The organism is Pseudomonas sp. GD04158 (assembly GCF_029834875.1).
In the GTDB taxonomy this organism is placed as follows: domain Bacteria; phylum Pseudomonadota; class Gammaproteobacteria; order Pseudomonadales; family Pseudomonadaceae; genus Aquipseudomonas; species Aquipseudomonas hydrolytica.
Genome location: NZ_JAODYT010000012.1, coordinates 52104 through 77158 on the forward strand (window position 1 = coordinate 52104; position 25055 = coordinate 77158).

General features: G+C 64.7%; 26 protein-coding genes. 23 read left to right on the forward strand and 3 right to left on the reverse strand.

Annotation, left to right across the window (positions count from 1 at the left end; all coding sequences use genetic code 11):
• The first annotated feature begins 13 nt into the window (after positions 1-13).
• Genes N7333_RS07385 through N7333_RS07395 form a run of 3 tightly spaced genes read left to right on the forward strand, consistent with a single transcriptional unit; the run spans position 14 to position 3211 of the window.
• Entirely contained in the window at positions 14-1261 is a 1248-nt protein-coding gene (locus tag N7333_RS07385) for a lipoprotein-releasing ABC transporter permease subunit (RefSeq protein ID WP_003245219.1), read from the forward strand.
• A gap of 4 nt (positions 1262-1265) precedes the next feature.
• A complete protein-coding gene (gene lolD / locus N7333_RS07390; protein ID WP_003245217.1) occupies positions 1266-1967 on the forward strand; it encodes a lipoprotein-releasing ABC transporter ATP-binding protein LolD in 702 nt (233 codons plus the stop codon).
• Entirely contained in the window at positions 1967-3211 is a 1245-nt protein-coding gene (locus N7333_RS07395) for a lipoprotein-releasing ABC transporter permease subunit (RefSeq protein ID WP_129481446.1), read from the forward strand. Before lolD ends, N7333_RS07395 begins: the two co-directional genes overlap by 1 nt.
• Before the next feature lie 36 nt (positions 3212-3247).
• Here the strand turns inward: N7333_RS07395 and N7333_RS07400 are convergent, their stop codons facing one another.
• Positions 3248-3775 carry a DUF2062 domain-containing protein gene (locus N7333_RS07400; protein ID WP_129481445.1) on the reverse strand — a complete coding sequence of 176 codons (528 nt, stop codon included), beginning with the start codon at positions 3773-3775 and terminating at the stop codon, positions 3248-3250.
• Between the two features lie 139 nt (positions 3776-3914).
• Here N7333_RS07400 and N7333_RS07405 point away from each other — a divergent pair, with 139 nt between their 5' ends.
• The 8 genes from N7333_RS07405 to murB all read left to right on the forward strand — a co-directional run bounded on the left by N7333_RS07405 (position 3915) and on the right by murB (position 10713).
• A complete protein-coding gene (locus N7333_RS07405; RefSeq protein ID WP_129481815.1) occupies positions 3915-6128 on the forward strand; it encodes a DNA internalization-related competence protein ComEC/Rec2 in 2214 nt (737 codons plus the stop codon).
• A gap of 72 nt (positions 6129-6200) precedes the next feature.
• Positions 6201-6833: a MotA/TolQ/ExbB proton channel family protein gene (locus N7333_RS07410; protein ID WP_003245211.1), complete on the forward strand. Its 633-nt coding sequence runs from the start codon at positions 6201-6203 to the stop codon at positions 6831-6833.
• On the forward strand, positions 6830-7258 hold the full coding sequence (locus N7333_RS07415; RefSeq protein WP_003245210.1) for a biopolymer transporter ExbD: 429 nt from the start codon (positions 6830-6832) through the stop codon (positions 7256-7258). Before N7333_RS07410 ends, N7333_RS07415 begins: the two co-directional genes overlap by 4 nt.
• Positions 7259-8260: a tetraacyldisaccharide 4'-kinase gene (lpxK, locus tag N7333_RS07420; protein ID WP_129481444.1), complete on the forward strand. Its 1002-nt coding sequence runs from the start codon at positions 7259-7261 to the stop codon at positions 8258-8260.
• A 22-nt stretch (positions 8261-8282) separates the two neighbouring features.
• Positions 8283-8468 (forward strand): Trm112 family protein, encoded by a 186-nt coding sequence (locus N7333_RS07425; RefSeq protein ID WP_129481443.1) that lies wholly within the window; start codon positions 8283-8285, stop codon positions 8466-8468.
• Positions 8469-9233 carry a 3-deoxy-manno-octulosonate cytidylyltransferase gene (gene kdsB / locus N7333_RS07430; RefSeq protein ID WP_129481442.1) on the forward strand — a complete coding sequence of 255 codons (765 nt, stop codon included), beginning with the start codon at positions 8469-8471 and terminating at the stop codon, positions 9231-9233.
• Positions 9233-9697, forward strand: coding sequence for a low molecular weight protein-tyrosine-phosphatase (locus tag N7333_RS07435; protein WP_003245200.1), 465 nt, complete (start codon positions 9233-9235; stop codon positions 9695-9697). Before kdsB ends, N7333_RS07435 begins: the two co-directional genes overlap by 1 nt.
• On the forward strand, positions 9694-10713 hold the full coding sequence (gene murB / locus N7333_RS07440) for a UDP-N-acetylmuramate dehydrogenase (RefSeq protein ID WP_129481441.1): 1020 nt from the start codon (positions 9694-9696) through the stop codon (positions 10711-10713). Before N7333_RS07435 ends, murB begins: the two co-directional genes overlap by 4 nt.
• A 116-nt stretch (positions 10714-10829) precedes the next feature.
• On the opposite strand, the gene rne is transcribed toward murB, so the two are convergent.
• Positions 10830-13868: a ribonuclease E gene (rne, locus tag N7333_RS07445; RefSeq protein WP_129481440.1), complete on the reverse strand. Its 3039-nt coding sequence runs from the start codon at positions 13866-13868 to the stop codon at positions 10830-10832.
• A gap of 577 nt (positions 13869-14445) precedes the next feature.
• Here rne and rluC point away from each other — a divergent pair.
• Genes rluC through sppA form a run of 3 tightly spaced genes read left to right on the forward strand, consistent with a single transcriptional unit; the run spans position 14446 to position 17057 of the window.
• A complete protein-coding gene (rluC, locus tag N7333_RS07450) occupies positions 14446-15399 on the forward strand; it encodes a 23S rRNA pseudouridine(955/2504/2580) synthase RluC (protein ID WP_129481439.1) in 954 nt (317 codons plus the stop codon).
• Positions 15392-16087, forward strand: a complete 696-nt coding sequence (locus N7333_RS07455) for an HAD-IA family hydrolase (protein WP_129481438.1) — start codon at positions 15392-15394, stop codon at positions 16085-16087. Before rluC ends, N7333_RS07455 begins: the two co-directional genes overlap by 8 nt.
• Positions 16077-17057 carry a signal peptide peptidase SppA gene (sppA, locus tag N7333_RS07460; RefSeq protein WP_003245191.1) on the forward strand — a complete coding sequence of 327 codons (981 nt, stop codon included), beginning with the start codon at positions 16077-16079 and terminating at the stop codon, positions 17055-17057. Before N7333_RS07455 ends, sppA begins: the two co-directional genes overlap by 11 nt.
• Positions 17058-17107: 50 nt before the next feature.
• Here sppA and N7333_RS07465 read toward each other — a convergent pair whose 3' ends face one another.
• Positions 17108-17689: a Maf family protein gene (locus N7333_RS07465; RefSeq protein WP_279858619.1), complete on the reverse strand. Its 582-nt coding sequence runs from the start codon at positions 17687-17689 to the stop codon at positions 17108-17110.
• A gap of 110 nt (positions 17690-17799) precedes the next feature.
• Between N7333_RS07465 and N7333_RS07470 the strand changes: the two genes are divergently transcribed.
• The 9 genes from N7333_RS07470 (at position 17800) to mltG (ending at position 25054) form a co-directional block, all read left to right on the forward strand.
• Positions 17800-18327 (forward strand): YceD family protein, encoded by a 528-nt coding sequence (locus N7333_RS07470; RefSeq protein ID WP_003245186.1) that lies wholly within the window; start codon positions 17800-17802, stop codon positions 18325-18327.
• Between the two features lie 13 nt (positions 18328-18340).
• A complete protein-coding gene (gene rpmF / locus N7333_RS07475) occupies positions 18341-18523 on the forward strand; it encodes a 50S ribosomal protein L32 (protein WP_003245185.1) in 183 nt (60 codons plus the stop codon).
• A 3-nt stretch (positions 18524-18526) separates the two neighbouring features.
• A complete protein-coding gene (gene plsX / locus N7333_RS07480) occupies positions 18527-19537 on the forward strand; it encodes a phosphate acyltransferase PlsX (protein ID WP_129481436.1) in 1011 nt (336 codons plus the stop codon).
• A gap of 125 nt (positions 19538-19662) precedes the next feature.
• Positions 19663-20601, forward strand: coding sequence for an ACP S-malonyltransferase (gene fabD / locus N7333_RS07485; RefSeq protein WP_129481435.1), 939 nt, complete (start codon positions 19663-19665; stop codon positions 20599-20601).
• Positions 20602-20616: 15 nt separating this feature from the next.
• Positions 20617-21360 (forward strand): 3-oxoacyl-ACP reductase FabG, encoded by a 744-nt coding sequence (gene fabG, locus N7333_RS07490; RefSeq protein ID WP_013714817.1) that lies wholly within the window; start codon positions 20617-20619, stop codon positions 21358-21360.
• 228 nt (positions 21361-21588) lie between these two features.
• Positions 21589-21825, forward strand: coding sequence for an acyl carrier protein (acpP, locus tag N7333_RS07495; RefSeq protein ID WP_003245177.1), 237 nt, complete (start codon positions 21589-21591; stop codon positions 21823-21825).
• A 110-nt stretch (positions 21826-21935) separates the two neighbouring features.
• Positions 21936-23180: a beta-ketoacyl-ACP synthase II gene (gene fabF / locus N7333_RS07500; protein ID WP_012018160.1), complete on the forward strand. Its 1245-nt coding sequence runs from the start codon at positions 21936-21938 to the stop codon at positions 23178-23180.
• Positions 23180-23995: an aminodeoxychorismate lyase gene (pabC, locus tag N7333_RS07505; protein WP_129484156.1), complete on the forward strand. Its 816-nt coding sequence runs from the start codon at positions 23180-23182 to the stop codon at positions 23993-23995. The genes fabF and pabC overlap by 1 nt, the downstream gene beginning before the upstream one ends.
• Before the next feature lie 3 nt (positions 23996-23998).
• The gene (gene mltG / locus N7333_RS07510) at positions 23999-25054 is read left to right on the forward strand and encodes an endolytic transglycosylase MltG (protein WP_129484157.1); all 1056 of its coding nucleotides are present in this window, start codon (positions 23999-24001) and stop codon (positions 25052-25054) included.
• Position 25055: the final 1 nt, after the last annotated feature.

Genomic DNA, 25055 nt, shown 5'->3' on the forward strand with positions numbered 1-25055 from the left:
AATCCTCCCCGACATGTTCAGACCTCTGTTCGTATTCATCGGCACGCGCTACACGCGGGCCAAGCGCCGAAACCACTTCGTTTCCTTCATTTCCCTGACTTCCATGCTCGGCCTCACCCTGGGGGTGATGGTGATGATTCTGGTGCTGTCGGTCATGAACGGTTTCGACCACGAGATGCGTACCCGCGTGCTGGGGATGATTCCTCACGCCACCGTCGAGTCGCCCACCCCGGTCAGCGACTGGCCCGCCCTGGCGCGTCAGGTCGAGCGCCATCCTCGCGTCGAGGCGCTGGCGCCTTTCACCCAGATGCAGGGGCTGCTGACCCATGAAGGCAAGGTGCAGAAGGTACTGATCAACGCCATCGATCCCGAGCAGGAGCGCAAGGTATCGATCATCGACGGCTTCTTTCAGGAAGGCAGCCTCGACAGCCTGCAGCCTGGCGATTTCGCCATGGTCATCGGCGACAAGGCGGCGGCCAAGCTGGGCCTGAAGCTGGGCGACAAGGTCACCTTCGTCGCCCCGGAAGTCACGGTGACGCCGGCCGGCATGTTCCCGCGCCTGAAGCGCTTTACCGTCACCGGCATCTTCCATGTCGGTGCCGGCGAGATCGACGGCGCCCTGGCCCTGGCCAACATCAGCGATCTGGCCCGGCTGCAGCGCTGGCGGCCGGATCAGGTGCAGGGCCTGCGCCTGAAGTTCGACGACCTGTTCCAGGCGCCGCGCAGCGCCTGGGAAATCGCCCAGACCCTTGATGGCGACTTCTATGCCCGTGACTGGACGCGCAGCCACGGCAACCTCTATCAGGCCATTCGCATGGAGAAGACCATGATCGGTCTGCTGCTGCTGCTGATCGTCGCCGTCGCCGCCTTCAACATCATCTCCACCCTGGTGATGGTGGTCACTGACAAGAAGGGCGACATCGCCATCCTGCGCACGCTCGGCGCCACGCCGCGACAGATCATGGCCATCTTCATGGTGCAGGGCACCGTGATCGGCGTGGTCGGCACCTTCATCGGCGCCGTGCTGGGAATTCTCGCCGCGCTGAACATCAGCGGCCTGATCGCCGGTATCGAGCGCCTTTTGGGCATCAAGTTTCTCAATGCCGATGTGTACTTCATCGATTACCTGCCTTCGCAACTGCAGAGCGCCGACGTGGTGATGGTCTGTACCGCGGCGCTGCTGCTGAGTTTCTTCGCCACCCTGTATCCGGCCTGGCGCGCCGCGCGCACCCAGCCAGCCGAGGCCCTGCGCTATGAGTGAGTCCATGAACCAGAACGCCATGAAACAGCACAATGCCGTGCTCAGTTGCCGCAACCTGAGCAAGCGTTACGACGAGGGCCCCGAGTCGGTGGTGGTGCTCGATGGTCTGGAACTGGAGCTGTTCGCCGGCGAGCGAGTGGCCATCGTCGGCAGCTCCGGTTCCGGCAAGAGCACCCTTTTGAACATGCTAGGCGGCCTGGATACGCCCAGCGAGGGCAGCGTCTGGCTGGCCGGCGAGCAGCTGTCGGCGCTGAGCGAGAGCGCCCGTGGCCTGCTGCGCAACCGTGCGCTGGGCTTCGTCTACCAGTTCCACCACCTGCTGGCCGAATTCACCGCGCTGGAGAACGCCTGCATGCCGCTGCTGATCGGCAAGACGCCGATTGCCGAGGCGCGCGAGCGGGCCACTGCGCTGTTGCAGCGGGTGGGCCTGGGCCATCGCCTCAATCACAAGCCGGCCGAGCTCTCCGGTGGCGAGCGTCAGCGCGTGGCCATCGCCCGCGCCCTGGTCAACCGTCCCGGTCTGGTGCTGCTCGACGAGCCCACCGGTAACCTCGATCAACACACCGCCGAGGGCATCCAGGAACTGATGCGCGAACTCAGTGAGGGCTCCAACACCGCCTTCCTGGTGGTGACCCATGACCTGCAGCTGGCACGGCAGATGGATCGCATGCTCAGTCTGCAGGACGGCAAGCTGGTGGCCATCTGATGTTCCGTCCGCTGAGTGTCTTCATTGGCGCCCGCTATACCCGGGCCAAGCGCCGCAACCATTTCATCTCCTTCATCTCGCTGACTTCGATGATCGGCCTGGCGCTCGGCGTGCTGGCAATGATCGTGGTGCTGTCGGTGATGAACGGCTTCCAGAAGGAAATGAGCTCGCGGATTCTCGGCATGGTGCCGCACGCCATGCTCTACGGTGCCGAGCCGGTCGCCGACTGGCGCGCCCTGGCGGACAAGGCTCTGGCCAATCCGCAGGTGCACGCCGCGGCGCCCTACGCCGAGCTGGAGGGCATGCTCTCGCACCGCGGGCTGATGCAGCCGATCCAGATCCACGGCATCGATCCGGCGGAGGAGGGCAAGGTGTCAATCCTGCCCGAGCACATCCACCAGGGCAGCCTGAACAACCTGCTGCCCGGCGAGTATGGCGTGGTGATCGGCGACATCACCGCACGCCGCTTCGGCCTGCAGGTGGGCGACAAGCTGACGCTGATCATCCCCGAGCTGAGCAATGCGCCTGGCGGCGTCACCCCGCGCATGCAGCGCCTGAACGTGGCGGCGGTATTCAAGGTGGGCGCCGAACTGGACAGCTCGCTGGCGCTGATCAACGTCGTCGACGCCGCCGCCATGCAGCGTCTGCCGGAAGGCACGGTGCCGGGCATTCGCCTGGCGCTCAAAGACTTGTACCAGGCGCCGCAGGTGTCCAAGGCGCTGCTGGCTCAGCTGGGTGCCGATTATCGCGCCGATGACTGGACCCACACCCAGGGCAGCCTGTTCAGCGCGATGAAGATGGAAAAGACCATGATCGGTCTGCTGCTGCTGCTGATCGTCGCCGTGGCGGCGTTCAACATCATCGCCACGCTGATCATGGTAGTGGCCGACAAGGGCGGCGATATCGCCATCCTGCGCACCCTCGGCGCCACGCCGCGGCAGATCATGGCCATCTTCATGGTGCAGGGCACGGTGATCGGCGTGGTCGGTACGCTTATCGGCACCTTGCTGGGCGTGCTCGCCGCGCTCAACGTCAGCGCGCTGGTGGCCTGGCTGGAGTCCTTCGCCGGCCAGCAGGTGCTGAGCTCCGACGTCTACTTCATCAGCAGCCTGCCGTCGGACCTGCAATGGCTCGACGTGGCGCTGATCTGCTCGGCGGCGTTGATCCTGAGTTTCCTCGCCACGCTGTACCCCTCCTGGCGGGCGGCACAGGTGCAGCCCGCCGAGGCGCTGCGTTACGAGTAGAAAGAAAAAGCCGTCGAATCCGACGGCTTTTTTGTTTCAGTGACCAACCTGGCGGCGCCGCTCCTGGCGTCTGCGCCAGCTGCGCTGTACCCACCAGCGCCAGTACAGCATGGTCAGCACGTAGCCGAGAATGGCCAGCACCACGCCGGCGACGAACGAGCCGAGCAGCAGCGGCTTCCACAGCACGGCGAGTTCGGCCGTGATCCATTCCAGGCTCAGATGCCCCGGCATGCGCATCGGTGGCGTATTGCTCAGCCAGGCGCCGAGCTTGTAGGTGCAGTAGAAGATCGGCGGCATGGTGATGGGGTTGGTCAGCCATACCAGGCCGATGGAAATCGGCAGATTGGCGCGCAGCGGAATGGCGACCGCGGCGGCGGCCAGCATCTGCATGGGCATGGGAATCATCGCCCAGAACAGGCCGATGGCCATGCCGCGGGCTACCGAGTGGCGATTGAGGTGCCAGAGATTGGGATCGTGGATCAGTTTGCCGAGAAAGCGCAGGGACTTGTTACCCTTGATGCTGTCGGGATTGGGCATGTAGCGCTTAAATAAACGACGCGGCATGAAGAGTCTCTGGGCAGGCAAAAAGCGCCCGTATTATGCACGGATTCATGACAGCCGGCCTTTTCATATTGTGACTGGAGGTGAGCGCCGGATGCGTTCACCGTGACCACCAAGCGAGGGAGTGACGATGCGCACAGGGATGTTGGCGCTGGCCTTGGGCCTGTTGACGCTGCGCTTTCTGCCCGGTTTGCCAGCGGGCTGGATGCTGGCCGTGGCGGCCATTCTCGGCCTGTCGCTGCTGTTCTCGCGGCTGTACCCCGTCGGTCTGTTTCTGCTCGGCCTGGCCTGGGCCTGCTGCTCCGCGCAATGGGCGCTGGATGATCGTCTTGACGAAGAGCTGGACGGCCGCACCCTGTGGCTGGAAGGGCGCGTCGTCGGCTTGCCGGAGGTCTCCGCAGGGGTGGTGCGTTTCCAGCTGGAGGAGGCCCATTCGCGTCGCGCCGAGCTGCCTGGGCGGCTGCGTCTGGCCTGGTATGGCGGACCGGAAGTGCGCGGCGGCGAGCGCTGGCGTCTGGCAGTCAATCTCAAGCGTCCGCACGGGCTGGTCAATCCACAGAGCTTCGACTACGAGGCCTGGTTGCTGGCGCGGCGAATCGGCGCCACCGGTACCATCAAGGCCGGTGAACGCTTGGCGCCCGCCAGTGGCCTGGGCAGTTGGCGCGACGGCCTGCGCCAACGGCTGCTGGCGGCACCTGCCTTCGGCCGCGAGGGTGGGCTGGCGGCGCTCGTGCTGGGCGACGGCTCCGGCTTGAGCACGGCCGACTGGCGCCTGCTGCAGCACACCGGCACGGTGCATCTGATGGTCATCTCCGGTCAGCATATCGCCCTGCTGGCGGGCTTTCTCTATGGTCTGGTGGCCCTGCTGGCGAAGTTGGGGGCCTGGCCGCGGCGCTGGCCCTGGTTGCCTGTCGCCTGCGCCCTGGCGCTTGCTGGCGCGCTGGCCTACGGCATGCTGGCCGGCTTCGAGGTGCCGGTACGCCGGGCCTGCGTGATGGTCGCGCTGGTGCTGCTCTGGCGCCTGCGCTTTCGTCATCTCGGCGCCTGGTGGCCGCTGTTGCTGGCCTTGCTGGTCGTCCTGCTGCTGGAACCATTGGCTTCGCTACAGCCCGGCTTCTGGCTGTCGTTCTCGGCGGTGGCGGTGCTGATCCTGGTGTTCGGCGGTCGGCTCGGCGTGTGGAACTGGTGGCGCGGTCTGACGCGTGCGCAATGGACCATGGCTATCGGTCTGCTGCCGATGATGCTGATCCTCGGCTTGCCGGTGAGCAGCAGCGGGCCGCTGGCCAATCTGCTTGCCGTGCCCTGGGTGGGCTTCGTGACGGTGCCCCTGGCCTTGCTCGGTACCCTGCTGTTGCCCGTGCCGGGTGTGGGCGAGGGCCTGCTGTGGTTGGCGGGTGGCTCGCTGCATGTGCTGTTCGAATTGCTCGGGCGCATCGCCGATTGGCTGCCGGCCTGGTTGCCCAGCCGTCTGCCGCTGTGGGCTTGGCTGCTGGCCTTGGCTGGCGCGTTGCTGCTGCTCCTGCCCGCCGGCATCGCATTGCGTTTGCCGGGTGTGGCGCTGCTGCTGCCGGCCCTGTTTCTCCCGTCGACGGCACCGCAGGAGGGGCACGCCGAGGTCTGGCTGCTGGACGTGGGGCAGGGCCTGTCGGTGCTGGTGCGTACCCGCGAGCACGCCCTGCTGTACGATGCCGGCCCGCGTTTCGGCGACTTCGACAGCGGCGAGCGCATCGTTCTACCGTCGCTCCGGGCATTGAATCTGCCGCGCCTCGACATACTTCTACTCAGTCACGCCGATAACGATCATGCCGGTGGCGCGGCCGCCATCCTCGCCGGCATGCCGGTCGCGCGAGTGGTCAGTGGCGAGCCGCAGCGCCTGGCGCATCGCGTGCAGTCGGAGCCTTGCGACTCGGGCCAGAGCTGGCAGTGGAACGGCGTCGACTTCAGAACCTGGCAGTGGGAACGGGCCGTCTCGGGCAATCAGGCCTCCTGTGTCTTGCTGGTCGAGGCCGGGGGCGAGCGCCTGCTGCTGACCGGCGATATCGACGCTCGCGCCGAGCAGGCCCTGCTGCAGACGGATTTCCCCCTGGCGGCGCGCTGGTTGCTGGCGCCGCACCATGGCAGTCGCAGCTCATCCAGCCAGCGCTTCATCGAGGCGGTGGCGCCCGAGCATGTGCTGATCGCCCGTGGTCGCCATAACAATTTCGGTCATCCGCACCCCCAGGTGCTGCAGCGTTATCAGGCCGCCGGTGTCCAGGTGCACGACAGTTCGGCGACCGGCGCCCTGCGTGTGCTGCTGGGCGCCCAGGGACAAGCGCAGGGGTTGCGAAGCCAGGCACGTTTCTGGCGGGAAAAATGAGAACGGCGGCGGTCGGCGAGGGCGGCACCCTATGCTAGAGTGGCGCCACTTTTTCGAGGGGGATTCTCTACCGTGTGGGAACTGGTCAAAGCTGGCGGCTGGATGATGCTGCCGATCATTCTCTGTTCCATCGCTGCTGCCGGCATCGTCGCCGAGCGCCTGTGGACCCTGCGGCCCGCCCGCGTCACCCCGGCCAATCTGCTGGCCCAGGTGTGGCGCTGGATCAAGGACAAGAAACTCAACAACCAGAAGCTCAAGGAGCTGCGCGAGCATTCGCCGCTGGGGCAGATTCTCGCCGCCGGCCTGGCCAACTCCAAGCATGGTCGCGAGATCATGAAGGAGTGCATCGAGGAGGCCGCCGCGCGCGTCATCCATGAGCTGGAACGCTACCTCAATGCCCTCGGCACCATCGCCGGTATCGCCCCGCTGCTCGGCCTGCTCGGCACCGTGCTGGGCATGATCGAGATCTTCAGCTCCTTCATGGGCTCGGGCATGGCCAACGCGCCAATGCTCGCCGGCGGTATCTCCAAGGCTCTGATCACCACCGCGGCCGGTCTGATGGTGGCGATCCCGGCGCTGTTCTTCCATCGCTACCTGCAGCGCCGTGTCGACGAGCTGGTGGTGGGCATGGAGCAGGAAGCGATCAAGCTGGTGGAAATGGTCCAGGGTGATCGCGACGTCGACCTGGGCGAGGGCAAGGCGTGAAATTCCGGCGCAAACCGCGGGAGAACGTCGAGATCAACCTGGCCTCGTTGATCGACGTGGTATTCATCCTGCTGCTGTTCTTCGTGGTCACCACCACCTTCACCCGCGAGACTCAGCTCAAGGTCGACCTGCCCGAGGCGGCCAGCGGCACGCCGCCGGAGCAGACCGAGCTCAAGCAGGTGGAGGTGCTGATCGGTGCCGATGGCGCGTTTTCGGTCAACGGCAAGGCGCTGCTGGAGAGCAACCTGAGCAACCTCATGGCTGCCCTGCAGAAGGAGTCCGACGGCGACAACAGCCTGCCGCTGATCATCAGCGCCGACGGCAAGACGCCGCACCAGGCGGTGATCACCGCCATGGACGCCGCCGGCAAGCTGGGCTTCTCGCACCTGCGCATCACCACGGTGGAAGCACAGGAAAATCCTTAAGTGAGCGCCGCCGATCGCCTGCTCGAGGCCTGGTACCGCGGCCACCCGGCGCTGGCGCTGCTGCACCCGCTGGAGTGGCTGTACCGCCGCGTGGTGCAGGGCAAGCGCGCGCGTTTTCTCGCCGGCGAGGGCGACATCTACAGGGCGCCGGTACCGGTACTGGTGGTGGGCAACATCACCGTCGGCGGCACCGGCAAGACGCCGCTGATCCTCTTTCTGATCCAGCACTGCCGCGCTCGTGGCCTCAAGGTCGGCGTGGTCAGCCGCGGCTATGGCGCCACGCCGCCGAGCCTGCCGTGGCGCGTGCGTGCCGATCAATCGGCCGCACAGGCCGGTGACGAGCCGCTGCTGATCGTCCAGCGGACGGGCGTGCCCCTGATGATCGACCCGGACCGCAGCCGCGCCGTGCGCGCACTGCTGGCCGAAGAACCACTGGACCTGATCCTCTGCGACGATGGCCTGCAGCACTACCGTTTGGCGCGCGATCTGGAGCTGGTGCTGATCGACGCCGCCCGCGGCCTGGGCAATCGCCGCTGCCTGCCGGCCGGGCCGCTGCGCGAGCCGGCCGAGCGTCTGGCTGAGGTGGACGCCGTGCTGTTCAACGGCGCCGACACCGATAGTGCCGAGGGTTACGCCTTTCGCCTGCAACCGTCCGCGTTGGTCAACCTGGCCAGTGGCGAGCGTCTCGGCCTCGAGCACTTCCCGCCCGGCCAGGCCGTGCATGCGGTGGCCGGCATCGGCAACCCGCAGCGTTTCTTCAATACCCTCGAAGCGCTAAACTGGCGGCCGGTTCCGCACCCCTTTGCCGACCATGCCCAGTACGATGCCGCCCAGCTCAGCTTCGAGCCGCCGCTGCCCCTGCTGATGACGGAAAAGGATGCGGTGAAATGCCGGGCCTTCGCCGCCGCCGACTGGTGGTACCTGGCCGTCGATGCCGTGCCCACGCCGGCTTTCGTCGACTGGCTGGACAAGGAGCTGGCCCGCCTCATACCGGGGTCCTGATGACCCCAGCAAGGATTCCACCATGGACCTTAAACTGCTCGACATTCTCGCCTGCCCGATCTGCAAGGGCCCGCTGCAGCTCTCCGAAGACAAGACCGAACTGATCAGCAGGGGTGCCGGTGTGGCCTATCCGATTCGCGATGGCATCCCGGTGATGCTGGAAAGCGAAGCGCGCACTTTGACCACCGACGAGCGTCTGGACAAGTAAATGAGCGCAGCCTTCACCGTCGTCATTCCCGCCCGTTACGCCTCCACCCGCCTGCCCGGCAAACCGCTGCAGGACATCGCCGGCAAGCCCATGGTGCAGCACGTCTGGGAGCAGGCGAAGAAAAGTTCGGCCAGCCGCGTGGTGGTCGCCACCGACGATGCGCGCATCGTCGAGGCCTGCAAGGTCTTCGGCGCCGAGGTGCTGCTGACCCGCGAGGATCATAACTCCGGCACCGACCGTCTCGCCGAAGTGGCCACCCAGCTCGGCCTGGCGGCCGATGCCATCGTGGTCAACGTGCAGGGTGACGAGCCGCTGATTCCCCCATCGATCATCGATCAGGTGGCGGCCAATCTGGCGGCCAACCCGCAGGCCGGTATCGCCACCCTGGCCGAGCCCATCGAAGACGTCACCGCGCTATTCAATCCCAATGTGGTCAAGGTGGTGGCCGACAAGAGCGGTCTGGCCCTGACCTTCAGCCGTGCACCACTGGCCTGGGCGCGCGACGCCTTTGCCAAGAGCCGCGATGTGCTGCCGGCCGGCGTGCCTTATCGCCGCCATATCGGCATCTACGCGTACCGCGCGGGCTTCCTGCATGACTTCGTCGCCTGGGGCCCTTGCTGGCTGGAAGACACCGAGTGCCTGGAGCAGCTGCGTGCGCTGTACAACGGTGTGCGTATCCATGTCGCCGATGCCCTAGAAGCACCGGCCGCCGGTGTCGATACCGCCGAAGACCTGGAGCGGGTGCGCCGCCTGCTGGGGGCCTGATGAAGGTCCTGTTCGTTTGTCTGGGCAACATCTGCCGTTCGCCCACGGCTGAAGGCGTTTTCCGTCACAAGCTGCGTGCGGCAGGGCTGGACGACCGGGTGCAGGTGGATTCCGCCGGCACCGGCGACTGGCATGTCGGCAAGGCGCCGGACAGTCGCACGCGCCAGGCGGCGCTGCGCCGTGGCTATGATCTGTCCGCGCAGCGCGCGCGCCAGGTCGAGGCCGCCGATTTCCAGCGCTTCGACCTGATCCTGGCCATGGATCAGAGCAATTTGCGCAACCTCAAGGCGCTGCGCCCGGCCGATGCCCGCGCCGATCTGGATCTGTACCTGCGCCGTTATGAACTAGCGCTGGATGAGGTGCCCGACCCGTACTACGGCGGCGAGGAAGGCTTCGAGCAGGTGCTGGACCTGATCGAGCAGGCCAGCGACGCCCTGCTCAACGAGATCAAGGGGCGCCTGTGAGCCTGAATCTGCAGAGCGACGTTTCGCTCAAGGCCTTCAACAGCTTTGGCGTCGATGTACACGCAAAGTGTTTCGCTGAAGCCCACAACGATGACGATGTGCGCGAGGCGCTGAGCCTGGCCGAGCAGCAGGGCTTGCCGCTGCTGGTGATCGGCGGTGGCAGCAACCTGCTGCTGACCCGCGATGTCGAGGCGCTGGTGCTGCGCATGGCCAGTCGCGGCATTCGCATTGTCGAAGAGGATGGCGAGCAGGTGCTGGTGGAGGCCGAAGCCGGCGAGCCCTGGCATCCGTTCGTGCAGTGGAGCCTGGCGCAGGGCCTGAACGGCCTGGAAAACCTCAGCCTGATTCCCGGCACCGTCGGCGCGGCGCCGATGCAGAACATCGGCGCCTACGGTGTGGAGATCAAGGATCTGTTCGCCGGCCTGACTGCGCTGGATCGGCATACCGGCGAGCTGCGCGATTTTGCTCTGGAGGAATGCGCCTTCGCCTATCGCGACAGCCTGTTCAAGCGCGAAGCCGGGCGCTGGCTGATCCTGCGCGTGCGCTTTCGCTTGAGTCGCCTGGCTTCGCTGCGCCTGGACTACGGCCCGGTGCGCCAGCGTCTCGCCGAGATGGGCGTGGAGGCGCCGACCGCCAGCGACGTCAGCCAGGCCATCTGCGCCATTCGCAGCGAAAAGCTGCCCAATCCCGCCGAGCTGGGCAATGCCGGCAGTTTCTTCAAGAACCCGGTGGTGTCGTTCGAGCTGGCCGAGCGCATCCGTGCCGAGCATGCCGATCTGGTCAGCTATCCGGCGGGTGATGGTCTGGTCAAGCTGGCCGCCGGCTGGCTGATCGAGCGGGCAGGGTGGAAGGGGGCGCGCGAGGGTGATGCCGGCGTGCACCGCCTGCAGGCGCTGGTGCTGGTCAACTACGGCCAAGCGACGGGGGCGCAGTTGCTGCAGCTGGCGCAGCGCATCCAGAGCGATATCCTGCAGCGTTTTGGCGTAGCGCTGGAAATCGAACCCAACGTACTTTGAGCTGTGAGCCGTGCGTGATCCGGTGACTGTCGTTCCCGGATTGCATCCGGGCTAAATGTGATGGACATGAAAAAGGGGATGCCTAGGCATCCCCTTTTTCGTTAGCGCCGGAAGAATCAAACCTGAGGTTTGACCTCTTCCTTGTCGTCTTGCGGCTCAGCCTCAGGCTGCGCCGGCTCTACCGCTTCGCCCGCCTCTTGCTCGCTGGCGATCGGATCAGCTTGCGCTTCAGTGACCGGCTCGGCTACAGGCGCTGTTTCGACCACGGCGGCTTCGGCTTCTGCCGGGGCGCTTGCTTCCACGGCAGGAGCGGCTTCGACAGCCGGAGCAGCGGCAGCCGCTTCGGCTGCTTCGCGCGCCAGGCGCTCGGCTTCACGCTGACGACGACGCACTTCGCGCGGGTCGTTCGGGGCGCGGCCAGTGGCATTGGCCGGAACCGCTGCGGCAGCAGGTGCTTGCTCGACCGGTGCCGGAGCAGGCTCCTGGGCAACTTCGACAGTCGGCTCAGCTTGAGCGACCGGTTCGGTAACTAGCGCTTCAACGGCAGCAGGGGTTTCGACTGCGGCCGGTTCTGCCTCAACTGCTTTCTCTGTGATCGGAGCGGCTTCGACCACTTCACTCACAGCAGCCTCGGCTTGCGCCTCGACCGGTTGAGCAGCAGGGGCTTCTTCAACCTGAACAGACGGTGCTTCGACGGCCGGGGCTTCGCTGACCGGAGCCTCGCTGGCGACGTTCTCGCTGCTGTCGACGCTTTCTGCAATCACGGCGGCGGCAGTAGCCACGGCAACCGGGGTGACGGCCTGAGCGTCGTTACCGGCAGCTTCGCTGTTCTCGGCGCTCTCGATCAGGTTGCCATCGGCATCACGCTGACGCTCACGGCGGTTGCTGCGACGACGCTGACCACGGGAGCGGCGGCGCGGGCGCTCACCGTCATTGTTGTCCTGCTCGTCATCCTGCAGCTGCTCTTCGTTCGGCAGCGCTTCGTCCTGTAGGGCCTCGGCCTGCTCGGCACGCGGCTGGCGCTCTTCGCGCGGCGGACGCTGACGTTCCTGGCGCTCGGCACGCGGCTGACGCTCGGTACGCTCTTCGCGTTGCTCGTTGCCAGCAGCATCCAGCGGCTCGCGCAGTTCACGTACGCGCTCTTCACGCGGGGCACGCTCTTCGCGCGGTTTGCGCTCGCGACGGTTTTCCTGGCCTTCGCGCGGCTCGCGTGGGGCGCGTTCTTCACGCGGAGCACGCTCTTCGCGCGGTTGGCGCTCTTCACGCGGCTCACGGGCCTGACGCTCTTCACGCGGGGCGCGTTCTTCGCGGGGCTTGCGCTCGTCATCGCGGCGACCGCCACGGTTACGGCTCTGCTGACGACCGTTGCGGCGCTCTTCGCGCGGCGGACGCTCGTTGTTCTTCTTCTCGGTGACCGCAGGCTGGGCTTCTTCTTCCTTGCCGGCGAAGAGGCTGACCAGGGACTTCACCAGGCCCTTGAACAGGCTCGGCTCAGGTGCCTTGGTCGGAGTCAGCGGAGCCGGTTGCGGCTCTGCGGCGACCGGAGCGCTGCTGCGCGGCGCAGCCTTGATCGCGGCTTCCTGGCGAACCAGGGTGCGCGTGGCGGCGGCCGGATGAGCGGCAGCTTCTTCGTTTTCCGCGGTGGCGGCGATTTCGTAGCTGGTCTGGCCGCTCAGGGCTTCCGGGCTGTCGTCACGCAGACGCTGCACTTCGAAATGCGGGGTTTCCAGGTGATCGTTGGGCAGGATCACGATGCGCGCACGGGTACGCAGTTCGATCTTGGTGATCGAGTTGCGCTTCTCGTTGAGCAGGAAGGCGGCGACCGGGATCGGCACCTGGGCGCGGACTTCGGCGGTGCGATCCTTCAGCGCTTCTTCTTCGATCAGGCGCAGGATGGCCAGCGACAGGGATTCGACGTCACGGATGATGCCTTGGCCGTTGCAGCGCGGGCAGACGATGCCGCTGGTCTCGCCCAGGGACGGGCGCAGGCGCTGACGGGACATTTCCAGCAGGCCGAAGCGCGAGATGCGGCCGACCTGCACGCGGGCGCGGTCGGCTTCCAGGGCTTCACGCACCTTCTCTTCGACGGCGCGCTGGTTCTTGGCCGGGGTCATGTCGATGAAGTCGATGACGATCAGGCCGCCGATGTCGCGCAGGCGCAGCTGGCGGGCGATTTCCTCGGCCGCTTCCAGGTTGGTCTGCAGGGCGGTTTCCTCGATGTCGCTGCCCTTGGTGGCGCGCGCCGAGTTGATATCGATGGAAACCAGGGCTTCGGTCGGGTCGATGACGATGGAGCCGCCGGACGGCAGCTTCACTTCACGCTGGAAGGCGGTTTCGATCTGGCTTTCGATCTGGAAACGGTTGAACAGCGGCACGCTGTCTTCGTACAGCTTGATCTTGCTGGCGTACTGCGGCATCACCTGCTGGATGAAGCTCAGGGCTTCTTCCTGGGCTTCGACACTGTCGACCAGCACTTCGCCGATGTCCTGGCGCAGGTAGTCGCGGATGGCGCGGATGATGACGTTGGATTCCTGGTAGATCAGGAACGGGGCAGGGCGGCTGGTGGAGGCTTCCTTGATCGCGCTCCACAGCTGCAGCAGGTAGTCAAGGTCCCACTGCATTTCTTCGCTGGAGCGGCCCAGGCCTGCGGTGCGCACGATCAGGCCCATGTCGGCCGGAGCGTTGAGGCCGTTCAGCGCCTCGCGCAGTTCGTTGCGCTCTTCGCCTTCGATGCGGCGGGAGATGCCACCGGCACGCGGGTTGTTCGGCATCAGCACCAGGTAACGGCCGGCCAGGCTGATAAAGGTGGTCAGGGCTGCGCCCTTGTTGCCGCGCTCTTCCTTCTCGACCTGGACGATGACTTCCTGGCCTTCCTTGAGCACGTCCTTGATATTGATGCGGCCGCCTTCAGGGGCTTTGGAGAAGTATTCGCGGGAGATTTCTTTGAGGGGGAGGAAGCCGTGGCGTTCTGAGCCGAAGTCGACGAAGGCGGCTTCGAGGCTGGGTTCTACGCGGGTGATGCGGCCTTTGTAGATATTGGCCTTCTTCTGTTCGCGGGCGCCGGACTCGATGTCCAGATCGTAGAGTTTTTGGCCATCTACCAGGGCAACACGCAACTCTTCAGGCTGAGTCGCGTTAATTAGCATTCTTTTCATGTGGTACCAATGGGTTCCGGGGCTAGCGGAAGCCACGTTAGGCACACACGACTCTCAGGGTCGGTGTCAGGCGCGTCAGAAACGGTCGTAAGTCGTTCCACTGTCGAGCGACGGCCTGCCATCAGAGGCTGCGGTCGCGACGGACGTCTCCTGCTTGCTGTGGTGACAGAAAGCACTCAGTCAGGAGGAGGAATCAACTGGCGGTAGCGGACGAGATGAGGCGTCTTTGATCAAGCGATATGCTGCGCAGTCCGACAGTTGTACATCTCCACCCTACACGTATCGCTGAAAATCGGGTGCCGCGCGCGGATTCCGCAGCGGTTGTCAGTTACCGCGACCGCCCAGCGGGCGAATCGCGCATCATACTCAAGGCTTTATTTCCGAAGTCTTCGTGGCCTTTTGCGGCTTTCCAAGCCGAAGAATCCGTCGGACGGCCTCACGTCCAAAAAGGTTTGCGCGGGCAGGGGATGGCAAGTTTGGCGATCATCCACAAGCCAGGCCGCTTTTGGCGGCGTTCGCGACTATAGCAGTAATGATTAAGTGCTTCAATTCCATAAAAAATTGTTATGATTGCGCGATGACTACTCCCGCCTCTCCAACCTCCGGCGTCCAGCTGATCGAGGTTGCACCGGATTTCGCCGGCCAACGCATCGACAATTTCCTCAGGACACAGCTCAAGGGCGTGCCCAAGACCCTGATTTACCGCATTCTGCGCAAAGGCGAGGTGCGGGTGAACAAGGGTCGGATCAAGCCCGAGTACAAGCTGCAGGCCGGTGACATCGTGCGCGTGCCGCCGTTGCGCCTGGCCGAGCGCGACGAGCCCGAGCCGGTCGCCCAGGGGCTGCTCGAGCGGCTCGAGGCGGCCATCGTCTACGAAGACAAGGCACTGATCGTGCTGAACAAGCCGGCCGGCATCGCCGTGCACGGCGGCAGCGGCCTGAATTACGGGGTGATCGAGGCCTTCCGTCAGTTGCGTCCCGATGCCAAGGATCTGGAGCTGGTGCACCGCCTGGATCGCGACACGTCCGGCCTTTTGATGATCGCCAAGAAGCGCAGCATGCTGCGTCACCTGCACGAGGCATTGCGCGGCGACGGCGTGGACAAACGCTACATGGCGCTGGTTCGCGGCCACTGGGCGACCGCCAAGAAGCAGGTCAACGCGCCGCTGCAGAAGAGTAACCTGCGCTCCGGCGAGCGCATGGTCGAGGTTGACGGCGAGGGCAAGGAGGCGCTGACGCTGTTTCGCGTGCTGCGCCGCTTCGGCGACTTCGCCACGCTGGTCGAGGCCAAGCCGGTGACCGGTCGCACCCATCAGATTCGTGTGCACGCCAAGCATGCCGGGCACTGCATCGCCGGCGACTCCAAGTACGGCGATGACGACTTTACCCGCGAGATTCGCGAGCTGGGCGGCAAGCGCCTGTTCCTGCACGCCTACGAGTTGCATGTGCCGCTGCCTGAGGGCGGCGTGCTGAAGCTCGAGGCGCCGGTGGACGAGATGTGGGCCAAGACCCTGGAGCGGCTGAGTGCCTGACTATCAACTGCTGATCTTCGACTGGGACGGCACGCTGGTGGACTCCATCGGCCGTATCGTCGAGGCCATGCATCGCGCGGCCGATGTGGCGGGCGTGCCGCGCTGCACGGATGTCGCGGTGCGCGGCATCATTGGGCTGGAGCTGGGAGTGGCGATTCGTACGCTGTACCCGGAACTCGATGAACCGCTGCGAATCGAAACCATCCGGCGCGCCTACAGCGAACAGTATCTGGCTCTGGAAACCGAGCCTTCGCCGCTGTTCGAGGGTGTGCGGGAGTCGCTCGAGGCATTTCGCGAGCAGGGCTATGGTCTGGCGGTTGCGACCGGCAAGGGGCGCAACGGGCTGCAGCGGGTGCTGGCGGACAAGGGCTGGCTGGATTATTTCGATGTCACCCGCTGCGCCGACGAGACGGCGAGCAAGCCGGATCCGCGTATGCTGCACGAGATTCTCGCGCATTGCGGTGTGCACCCTGAGCGGGCATTGATGGTGGGCGATTCTACCTTCGATCTGCTGATGGCGCGCAATGCCGGGATGGATTCGGTTGCCGTGGGGTTCGGTGCGCAGCCGCTGTCGGTGTTGCGTGAATGTTCGCCGCGTCTGGCGATCAACGATTTCAATGAGCTGCGCGCCTGGCTGGATGGGCGGGGCGCGCAGCGTTCTGTAGGGGTGAGTGAACATGTCGGATGAGTGGAAGTCATCGGCGAAGTCCGAGGGTGAGGATGCCAAAAGCTGGAAGCTGCTGGAGAAGGCGCTGCTGTCCAGTGTGCAGGAGCAGCGTCGTTCGCGGCGTTGGGGGATTTTCTTCAAGCTGCTGACGTTTCTTTATCTGTTCGGGGCGTTGGCGCTGTTCTTGCCGGCGCTCGATCTGAAGAAGGGTGCGTCGACCGGTGCGCATACGGCCCTGATCGAGATTCGCGGGATGATCGCCGATCAGGAGCAGGCCAGTGCCGACAAGGTGGTAGGCAGTCTGCGTGCAGCCTTCGAGGACGCCAACACCAAGGGTGTGATCCTGCGTATCAATAGCCCTGGCGGCAGTCCGGTGCAGTCCGGCTATATCTATGACGAGATTCGCCGCTTGCGCGGCGAGCATCCGCAGATCAAGGTCTACGCGGTGATTACCGATCTAGGCGCTTCCGGGGCCTACTACATCGCCAGTGCGGCCGACGAGATCTACGCGGACAAGGCCAGTCTGGTCGGCTCCATCGGTGTTACGGCGGCCAGCTTCGGCTTCGTCGAAACCATGGAGAAGCTCGGTGTCGAGCGTCGCGTCTACACCTCGGGTGAGCACAAGGCGTTTCTCGATCCGTTCCAGCCGCAGAAGGAAGAGGAAACCCGCTTCTGGAAAGGGGTGCTGGATACCACTCACCGCCAGTTCATCGAAAGCGTGAAGCAGGGGCGCGGTGATCGTCTCAAGGCAGATGCGCATCCCGAGCTGTTCTCGGGGTTGGTCTGGTCGGGCGAGCAGGCGCTGCAGCTGGGGCTGGTCGATGCGCTGGGAAGTGCCAGTTACGTTGCTCGCGAGGTGATTGGCGAGAAGGAGATGGTCGACTTCACCGTGCGAGACACGCCGTTCGATCGCTTCGCCAAGCGCCTGGGTACCAGCGTGGCTGATCGCATTGCGTTGTGGATGGGCTTCCAGGGGCCGACGCTGCGCTGACAGTTAAAAGGAAGGCCCGCTGAGCGGGCCTTCTTCTTTTTATGGGTGACTCAAGGGACTGCGATTCCCTCGTTCAGCAGCATGTCCACCAGGCGAATCAGTGGCAGGCCGATCAGGCTGGTGGTGTCTTCGCCTTCGGTGCTGCGAAACAGGCTGATGCCCAGGCCTTCCGATTTGAAGCTGCCAGCGCAGTCGAATGGCTGCTCGCGTTGCAGATAGCGCAGGATCTGCTCGTCGCTAAGTTGGCGGAAGTGCACGGTGAAGGGCACGCAGTCCACCTGGCACCTGCCGCTGCTGGTGTTGAGCAGCGCCAGGCCGGTCAGGAAGGTGACGCTGCTGCCACTGGCGGCGCGCAGCTGCTGCTGGGCTCTTGGCAGGTCGTGGGGTTTGCCCAGTATCTGCCCGTCGTCGAGTAAGGCGACCTGATCCGAGCCAATGATCAAATGGTCAGGATGGCTGCTGGCGAGGGCGCGGGCCTTTTCTTCGGCCAGGCGTTTGACCAGGTCGATGGCGGCTTCGCCTTCGCGGCGGCTTTCATCGATGCTGGGTGACTGCCAGGTAAAGGGTAGTTGCAGGCGGTCGAGCAGCTCGCGGCGATAGGGTGAGCTGGAGGCGAGCAGCAGCGCGGGCATGTTCTCTTCCTTTATATAAGTGGGCGAAGAATTCTACTGATCGCCACCGCTTGAAGACAGGCCGAATTTCCTTTGACACGGGCAGGGTGCATCCCTAGAATGCTGCGCCTATGTTGAATGGGCCGATTCCACCTCACGTTGATCCGCGCAAGCTCGCCGACCGCGAAGCTACCCTCGAAGGGCAGCTCGAGCTGGCCAGCCTGCCGCGTCTCTGCGACCCGCTTGCCGATACGGCGGGCACGGTGCAGGCGAAATTTCATTTCGGGCGTGACGAGCAGAAAACTGTGGTGATCCGCAGTGAGCTCGAGGTTGAGGTCAAAATGGTCTGCCAGCGTTGTCTGGAGCTGGTCGCGCTACCCATCCGCAGCGAATGTGAATACGCCGTGGTTCGGGTTGGAGCGAACACTCAGTCCTTGCCGAAGGGCTACGACGTGCTGGAAGTGGGTGAAGAGCCGCTGGAGCTGCTCGGTCTGGTCGAGGATGAATTGCTTCTCGCCCTGCCGATCGTTCCTGCTCATGCCCCAGGTGATTGCCAGCAGCCGGACGGTCTCGATGAGCCCGAGCCGGGCGAGGACGAGGTATCGCGGTCCAACCCGTTCAGTGTATTGGCGCAGTTAAAGCGTGACCCAAACGTTTAGGAGTTAATGAGTTATGGCTGTTCAGCAGAACAAAAAATCCCGTTCCGCCCGCGACATGCGTCGTTCGCACGATGCTCTCGAGGCCAGCACCCTGTCCGTAGAGAAGAGCACCGGTGAAGTTCACCTGCGCCACCACGTTTCTCCGGAAGGCGTGTACCGCGGTCGCAAAGTGATCGACAAGGGCGCTGACGAGTAATCCTTGTCCGCCTCGATCATCGCGATTGATGCAATGGGTGGGGACTTCGGTCCCCACTGCATTGTTCCGGCCTGCATTTCTGCGCTGGCCGAATTCCCCTCGCTGCACCTGGCCCTCGTCGGCCAAGCCCCTCTTATCGAAGAACAGCTCGCTCGCCAGTCCGGCGTCGATCGCTCGCGCCTGCAGGTTCATCACGCCAGCGAAGTGATCGCCATGGACGAGCGCCCGGCTCAGGCCTTGCGCGGCAAGCCCGATGCCTCGATGCGCGTGGCGCTGGAACTGGTGCGTCAGCGCCAGGCGCATGCCTGCGTCAGTGCCGGCAATACCGGTGCGCTGATGGCGCTGTCGCGTTACGTGGTCAAGACGCTGCCGGGTATCGACCGGCCGGCCATGGTCAGCCCGATTCCGACCGAGCGTGGCCACTGCTACCTGCTGGATCTGGGCGCCAATGTCGACTGCAGTGCCGAGCATCTCTACCAGTTCGCGATCATGGGAGCAGTCGCGGCCGAGACGCTGGGTGTGTCTCGGCCGCGCGTGGCGCTGCTGAATGTCGGCACCGAAGACATCAAGGGCAATCAGCAGGTCAAGCTGGCCGCCAGCCTGCTGCAGCAGGCACGTGGGCTGAACTTCATCGGCTATATAGAAGGCGACGGGGTGTACCGTGGCGAAGCCGATGTCGTGGTGTGCGATGGTTTCGTCGGCAACATCCTGCTCAAGTCCAGCGAAGGCCTGGCGAAGATGATCACTGGCCGGGTCGAGACGCTGTTCAATGAGGGGTTGTTCGCCCAGGCGGTCGGTGCTTTGGCGATGCCGCTGCTGCGCCGCCTCAAGGCCGACCTGGCGCCGGCCAGGCACAATGGCGCGAGCTTTCTCGGGCTGCAGGGCATCGTGGTCAAAAGCCATGGCGCGGCCGGTCAGGAGAGCTTCCAGAGTGCCATTCGCTGTGCGCTGCGCGAGGTGCAGGAAAATTTGCCGCAGCGACTGCATGGTCGCCTCGAGGACTTGTTGCTGTAGACTCGTCGCGTTTTCAGGTGTGACCAGCGGCGGAATGTGACCGCGGCACGCGGCCTGTCATCCAACTGTCAGTTTGCTGCGCCAGGCTCGCCTGGCGTTGGTTTTTCGACTCAAGGGACTTATTCATGTCTGCATCCCTCGCATTCGTCTTTCCCGGTCAGGGTTCGCAAGCCCTGGCCATGCTCGCCGAGCACGGTGCCCAGCAGCAGCTGGTGCTCGATACCTTCGGCGAAGCCTCCGAAGCGCTCGGTTACGATCTCTGGGCGTTGACCCAGCAAGGTCCGGAAGAGCAGCTGAACCAGACCGACAAGACCCAGCCGGCCATCCTCACCGCCTCCATCGCCCTGTGGCGTCTGTGGCTGGCCGAGGGTGGCGCCAAGCCGGCGTTCGTCGCCGGTCACAGCCTGGGTGAGTACTCCGCGCTGGTCGCCGCGGGCAGCATCGGCTTCGCCGACGCCGTGAAGCTGGTGGAGCGCCGCGGTCAACTGATGCAGCAGGCCGTTCCGGCCGGGCAGGGCGGCATGGCCGCCATCCTCGGTCTGGAAGATGCCGACGTGCTGGCTGCCTGCGCCGAAGCCGCGCAGGGTGATGTGGTCAGTGCGGTGAACTTCAATGCCCCTGGTCAGGTGGTGATCGCCGGTAGCGCGGCTGCCGTCGAACGCGCCATCGAGGCGTGCAAGGCGCGCGGCGCCAAGCGCGCCATGGCGCTGCCGGTCAGCGTGCCGTCGCACTGCGCGCTGATGAAGCCTGCTGCCGAGCGTTTCGCCGAGTCGGTCGAGGCATTGAACTGGCAGGCGCCGCAGATCCCGCTGGTGCAGAACGTCAGCGCCGCCGTGGTGTCCGACCTGGCCACCCTGAAGGCCGACCTGCTGGCGCAGCTGTACAGCCCGGTTCGCTGGGTAGAGTCCATGGTGCGTCTGTCCGAGCAGGGCGTAACCGATCTGGTCGAGTGCGGCCCCGGCAAGGTGCTCAGCGGCCTGAACAAGCGCTGCGTCAAAGGCATCAACACCCACAATCTGGATACCCCCGATGCTTTCGCCGCTGCTCGTGCTGCGTTGGCTTGAGAAAGGAGAACGAACATGAGTCTGCAAGGTAAGGTCGCGCTGGTCACTGGCGCCAGCCGTGGTATCGGCCAGGCAATTGCTCTGGAGCTGGGCCGTCAGGGCGCCATCGTCATCGGCACTGCCACTTCGGCATCCGGTGCCGAGCGCATCGCTGCCACGCTGAAAGAACACGGCATCAGCGGTACCGGCATGGAACTGAACGTGACCAGCGCCGAGTCCGTCGAGGCCGTGCTGGGTGCTATCGCCGAGCAGTTCGGTGCGCCGGCCATTCTGGTCAACAACGCCGGTATCACCCGCGACAACCTGATGCTGCGCATGAAAGACGACGAGTGGTTCGACGTCATCGACACCAACCTCAACAGTCTCTATCGCCTGTCCAAGGGCGTGCTGCGCGGCATGACCAAGGCGCGCTTCGGCCGGATCATCAACATCGGTTCCGTGGTTGGTGCCATGGGCAATGCCGGACAGGCCAACTACGCTGCCGCCAAGGCCGGTCTGGAAGGTTTCAGCCGCGCTCTGGCGCGTGAAGTCGGTTCGCGCGGCATTACCGTCAACTCGGTAGCCCCGGGTTTCATCGACACCGACATGACCCGCGAGCTGCCGGAAGCACAGCGCGACGCGCTGCTGACGCAGATTCCGCTGGGCCGTCTGGGCCAGGCCGAAGAGATCGCCAAGGTCGTCGGTTTCCTGGCTTCCGATGGCGCAGGCTACGTCACTGGGGCTACTATTCCGGTGAACGGCGGTATGTACATGAGCTAAAAAGGGCGCCTCCGACTGTCCGGAGGTTCTCGAATGTGACGCGAGCCATCAGAAAACTGTCATAGTGGCTGTCTAAAATCCGTTATAAAGCTGCAACAGGTTTATAGACAGATCGTTGAAGTGTTCCTGGGGGCTCCCCGGCATTCAGCTTGAAATGCTAAAAACCCTTTCTATACACTTGGCCGCTACCAGCTGCCTGGATTTGTCCAATAGGAGTGAAAACAAGGTATGAGCACCATCGAAGAACGCGTCAAGAAAATCGTTGCTGAGCAACTTGGCGTCAAGGAAGAGGAAGTAACCAACAGCGCTTCCTTCGTTGAAGACCTGGGTGCCGACTCTCTTGACACCGTTGAGCTGGTGATGGCTCTCGAGGAGGAATTCGAGACCGAGATCCCGGACGAGCAAGCTGAGAAGATCACCACCGTTCAGGAAGCCATCGACTACGTGACTGCCCACGCGCAATAAGTCACAGTCAGCTTTCTGACCGAGAAAAGCCGCACTCCCTAATCAGGCGTGCGGCTTTTCTTTACGTGCAAGGCGCATGTGGCGCCTGAGTAGAACAAGAGGAGATTGCTGTGTCGCGTAGACGCGTCGTGGTTACCGGTATGGGCATGTTGTCGCCGCTGGGTAACGATGTGCCGAGCAGCTGGCAGGGCATTTTGGCCGGGCGCAGTGGCATCGGTCTGATCGAGCACATGGACCTGTCCGCCTACTCCACCCGTTTTGGCGGGTCGGTCAAGGGTTTCAACGTCGAGGAGTACCTCTCCGCCAAGGAGGCGCGCAAGCTCGACCTGTTCATCCAGTACGGTCTCGCTGCCTGCTTCCAGGCCGTGCGTGATTCCGGACTGGACATCACCGACGCCAATCGCGAGCGTATCGGTGTGGCCATGGGCTCCGGTATCGGCGGCCTGACCAATATCGAGAACAACTGCAAATCGCTGCACGAGCAGGGGCCGCGGCGCATTTCGCCGTTCTTCGTGCCGGGCTCGATCATCAACATGATTTCCGGCTTCCTGTCGATCCACCTGGGGCTGCAGGGGCCGAACTACGCCATCGCCACGGCGTGCACCACCGGCACTCACTGCATCGGCATGGCCGCGCGCAACATCGCCTATGGCGAAGCCGATGTGATGGTCGCCGGCGGCGCCGAGATGGCGGCCTGCGGTCTGGGCATGGGCGGCTTCGGTGCTGCGCGTGCGCTGTCGACGCGCAACGACGAGCCGACCAAGGCCAGCCGTCCGTGGGACAAGGGCCGTGACGGCTTCGTGCTGTCCGATGGCTCCGGCGCCCTGGTACTGGAAGAGCTGGAACACGCCAAGGCGCGTGGCGCCACCATCTATGCCGAGCTGATCGGTTTCGGCATGAGCGGCGACGCCTTCCACATGACCTCGCCGCCCGAGGATGGCGCCGGTGCGGCGCGCTGCATGGCGGCAGCCTTGCGCGATGCCGGCATCAATGCCGATCAGGTGCAGTACATCAACGCCCACGGCACTTCGACTCCGGCGGGCGACATTGCCGAAGCTGCGGCGGTGAAGAGCGTGTTCGGCGATCACGCCTACAAGCTGGCGGTTAGCTCGACCAAGTCCATGACCGGTCACCTGCTGGGTGCTGCGGGTGCGGTGGAAGCGATCTTCAGCGTGCTGGCGATCCGCGACCAGGTCGCGCCGCCGACCATCAACCTGGACGAGCCGGACGAAGGCTGCGACCTGGACTTCGTCGCGCACCAGGCCAAGGCCATGCCGATCGAGATCGCCCTGTCGAACTCCTTCGGCTTCGGCGGCACCAACGGCTCGCTGCTGTTCCGTCGGTACCACGGCTGATGCTGAGCTGGGTCAACGGCGCGCCCGGCGAGCAGTTGTCGGTTCGCGACCGTGGCCTGGCTTACGGCGATGGTCTGTTCGAGACCATCGCCGTGCGTGGCGGGCGCATCCCCTTGCTGGCGCGGCATATGGCGCGCCTGGCCGAAGGTTGCCGGCGGCTGTCCATTCCTCTCGATCTGGTGTTGATGGAAAGCGAGTTGCAGGCGTTTGCCGGGCAACTGGGCGAGGGTGTGGCCAAGCTGATCGTCACCCGCGGTGCGGGCCAGCGCGGCTATGCGCCGCCACAGCCCTGTCAGCCGCAGCGTATTCTGCAGGCCGCGGCGTTGCCACAGTATCCTCCAGCCCACGCCGAGCAGGGCGTGCGCCTGTTTCCCTGTACGACCCGCCTGGCAGAGCAGCCCTTGCTTGCCGGACTCAAGCATCTCAACCGCCTGGAGCAGGTATTGGCCCGTGCCGAGTGGCAGGGGGCCGAGTACGCCGAGGGCCTGATGCTCGACGCCAGCGGGCGGGTGATCGAAGGGGTCTACAGCAATCTGTTTCTGGTGCGTGGCGGCGGGCTGGTGACCGCGGACCTGTCGCGCTGCGGCGTCGCCGGCGTGATGCGCGCCGAGATCCTGCAGCAGGCTCAGCTGCTCGGTTTGTCCATCGAGTTGCGTGATGTTTCCTACGACGAACTGCTGAGCGCGGACGAAGTCTTTCTCTGCAACAGCCTTTACGGCATCTGGCCGGTAACGGCACTGCAGGAGCGACACTGGCCGGTCGGGCCGCTCACCCGTAAACTGCAGGCCATCGTCTGCGACCTACTGAGTAAATAACTGGTGCTACGCAAGATCTTGGTGCTGCTTGAGTGCGGCGTGCTACTGGCTGCGCTGCTGGTGGTCGGTGCCGCCTGGCTGCAGCAGAGAGCCCTGGAGCAGCCTCTGCAGCTCGAGGAGGAAATGCTGCTGGAGGTGCCGTCCGGCGCCACGCCGAGTGGCCTGCTCAATCGTCTGGAAGCGGAGGGCGTGATCGACAACGCCTTCTGGTTGCGTCTGTACTGGCGCTTCAACCTGCGCGCTCCCGCTTTGCACAGCGGCGAGTATCGTCTGCTGCCCGAACATACCGCTCAGCAGATGCTGGGGCTCTGGCAGCGTGGCGAAGTGGTGCAGTACAGCCTGACGCTGGTCGAGGGCTGGAACTTCCGTCAGGTGCGCGCGGCCCTGGCCCGTCAGGAGCGCCTGGAACAGCGCCTGGCCAATCTGAGCGACGCGCAGTTGATGGAGCGTCTCGGCCTGGCCGGGCAGAATCCCGAGGGACGCTTCTTCCCCGATACCTACCGCTATGTGCGCGGCATGAGCGACGAGGACCTGCTCAAGCAGGCCAATGCCCGCCTCGAGGCCGTGCTTGCCGAAGAGTGGCAGAAGCGTGCCGAGGGCTTGCCTTATCGCACGCCTTACGACGCGCTGATCATGGCTTCGATGATCGAGAAGGAAACCGGTGTGCCCGAGGAGCGCGGCGAAATCGCCGGGGTGTTCGTGCGCCGCTTGCGCATCGGCATGCGCCTGCAGACCGACCCCACCGTGATCTACGGCATGGGCGAGCGCTACAACGGTCGCATCACCCGTGCCGACCTGCGTACACCGACGCCTTACAACACCTACACCATCGACGGCATGCCGCCGACGCCGATCGCCATGGTCGGGCGTGAGGCGATTCACGCCGCGCTCAACCCGCTCGATGGCACCACCCTGTATTTCGTCGCGCGAGGCGACGGCAGCCATGTGTTCTCCAACACCCTGGCCGAGCACAACCGCGCCGTGCGCGAATACCAGCTCAAGCGTCGCGCCGACTACCGCTCCAGCCCCGCGCCCCGTGCGGCGGCCGAAACTGAATAAG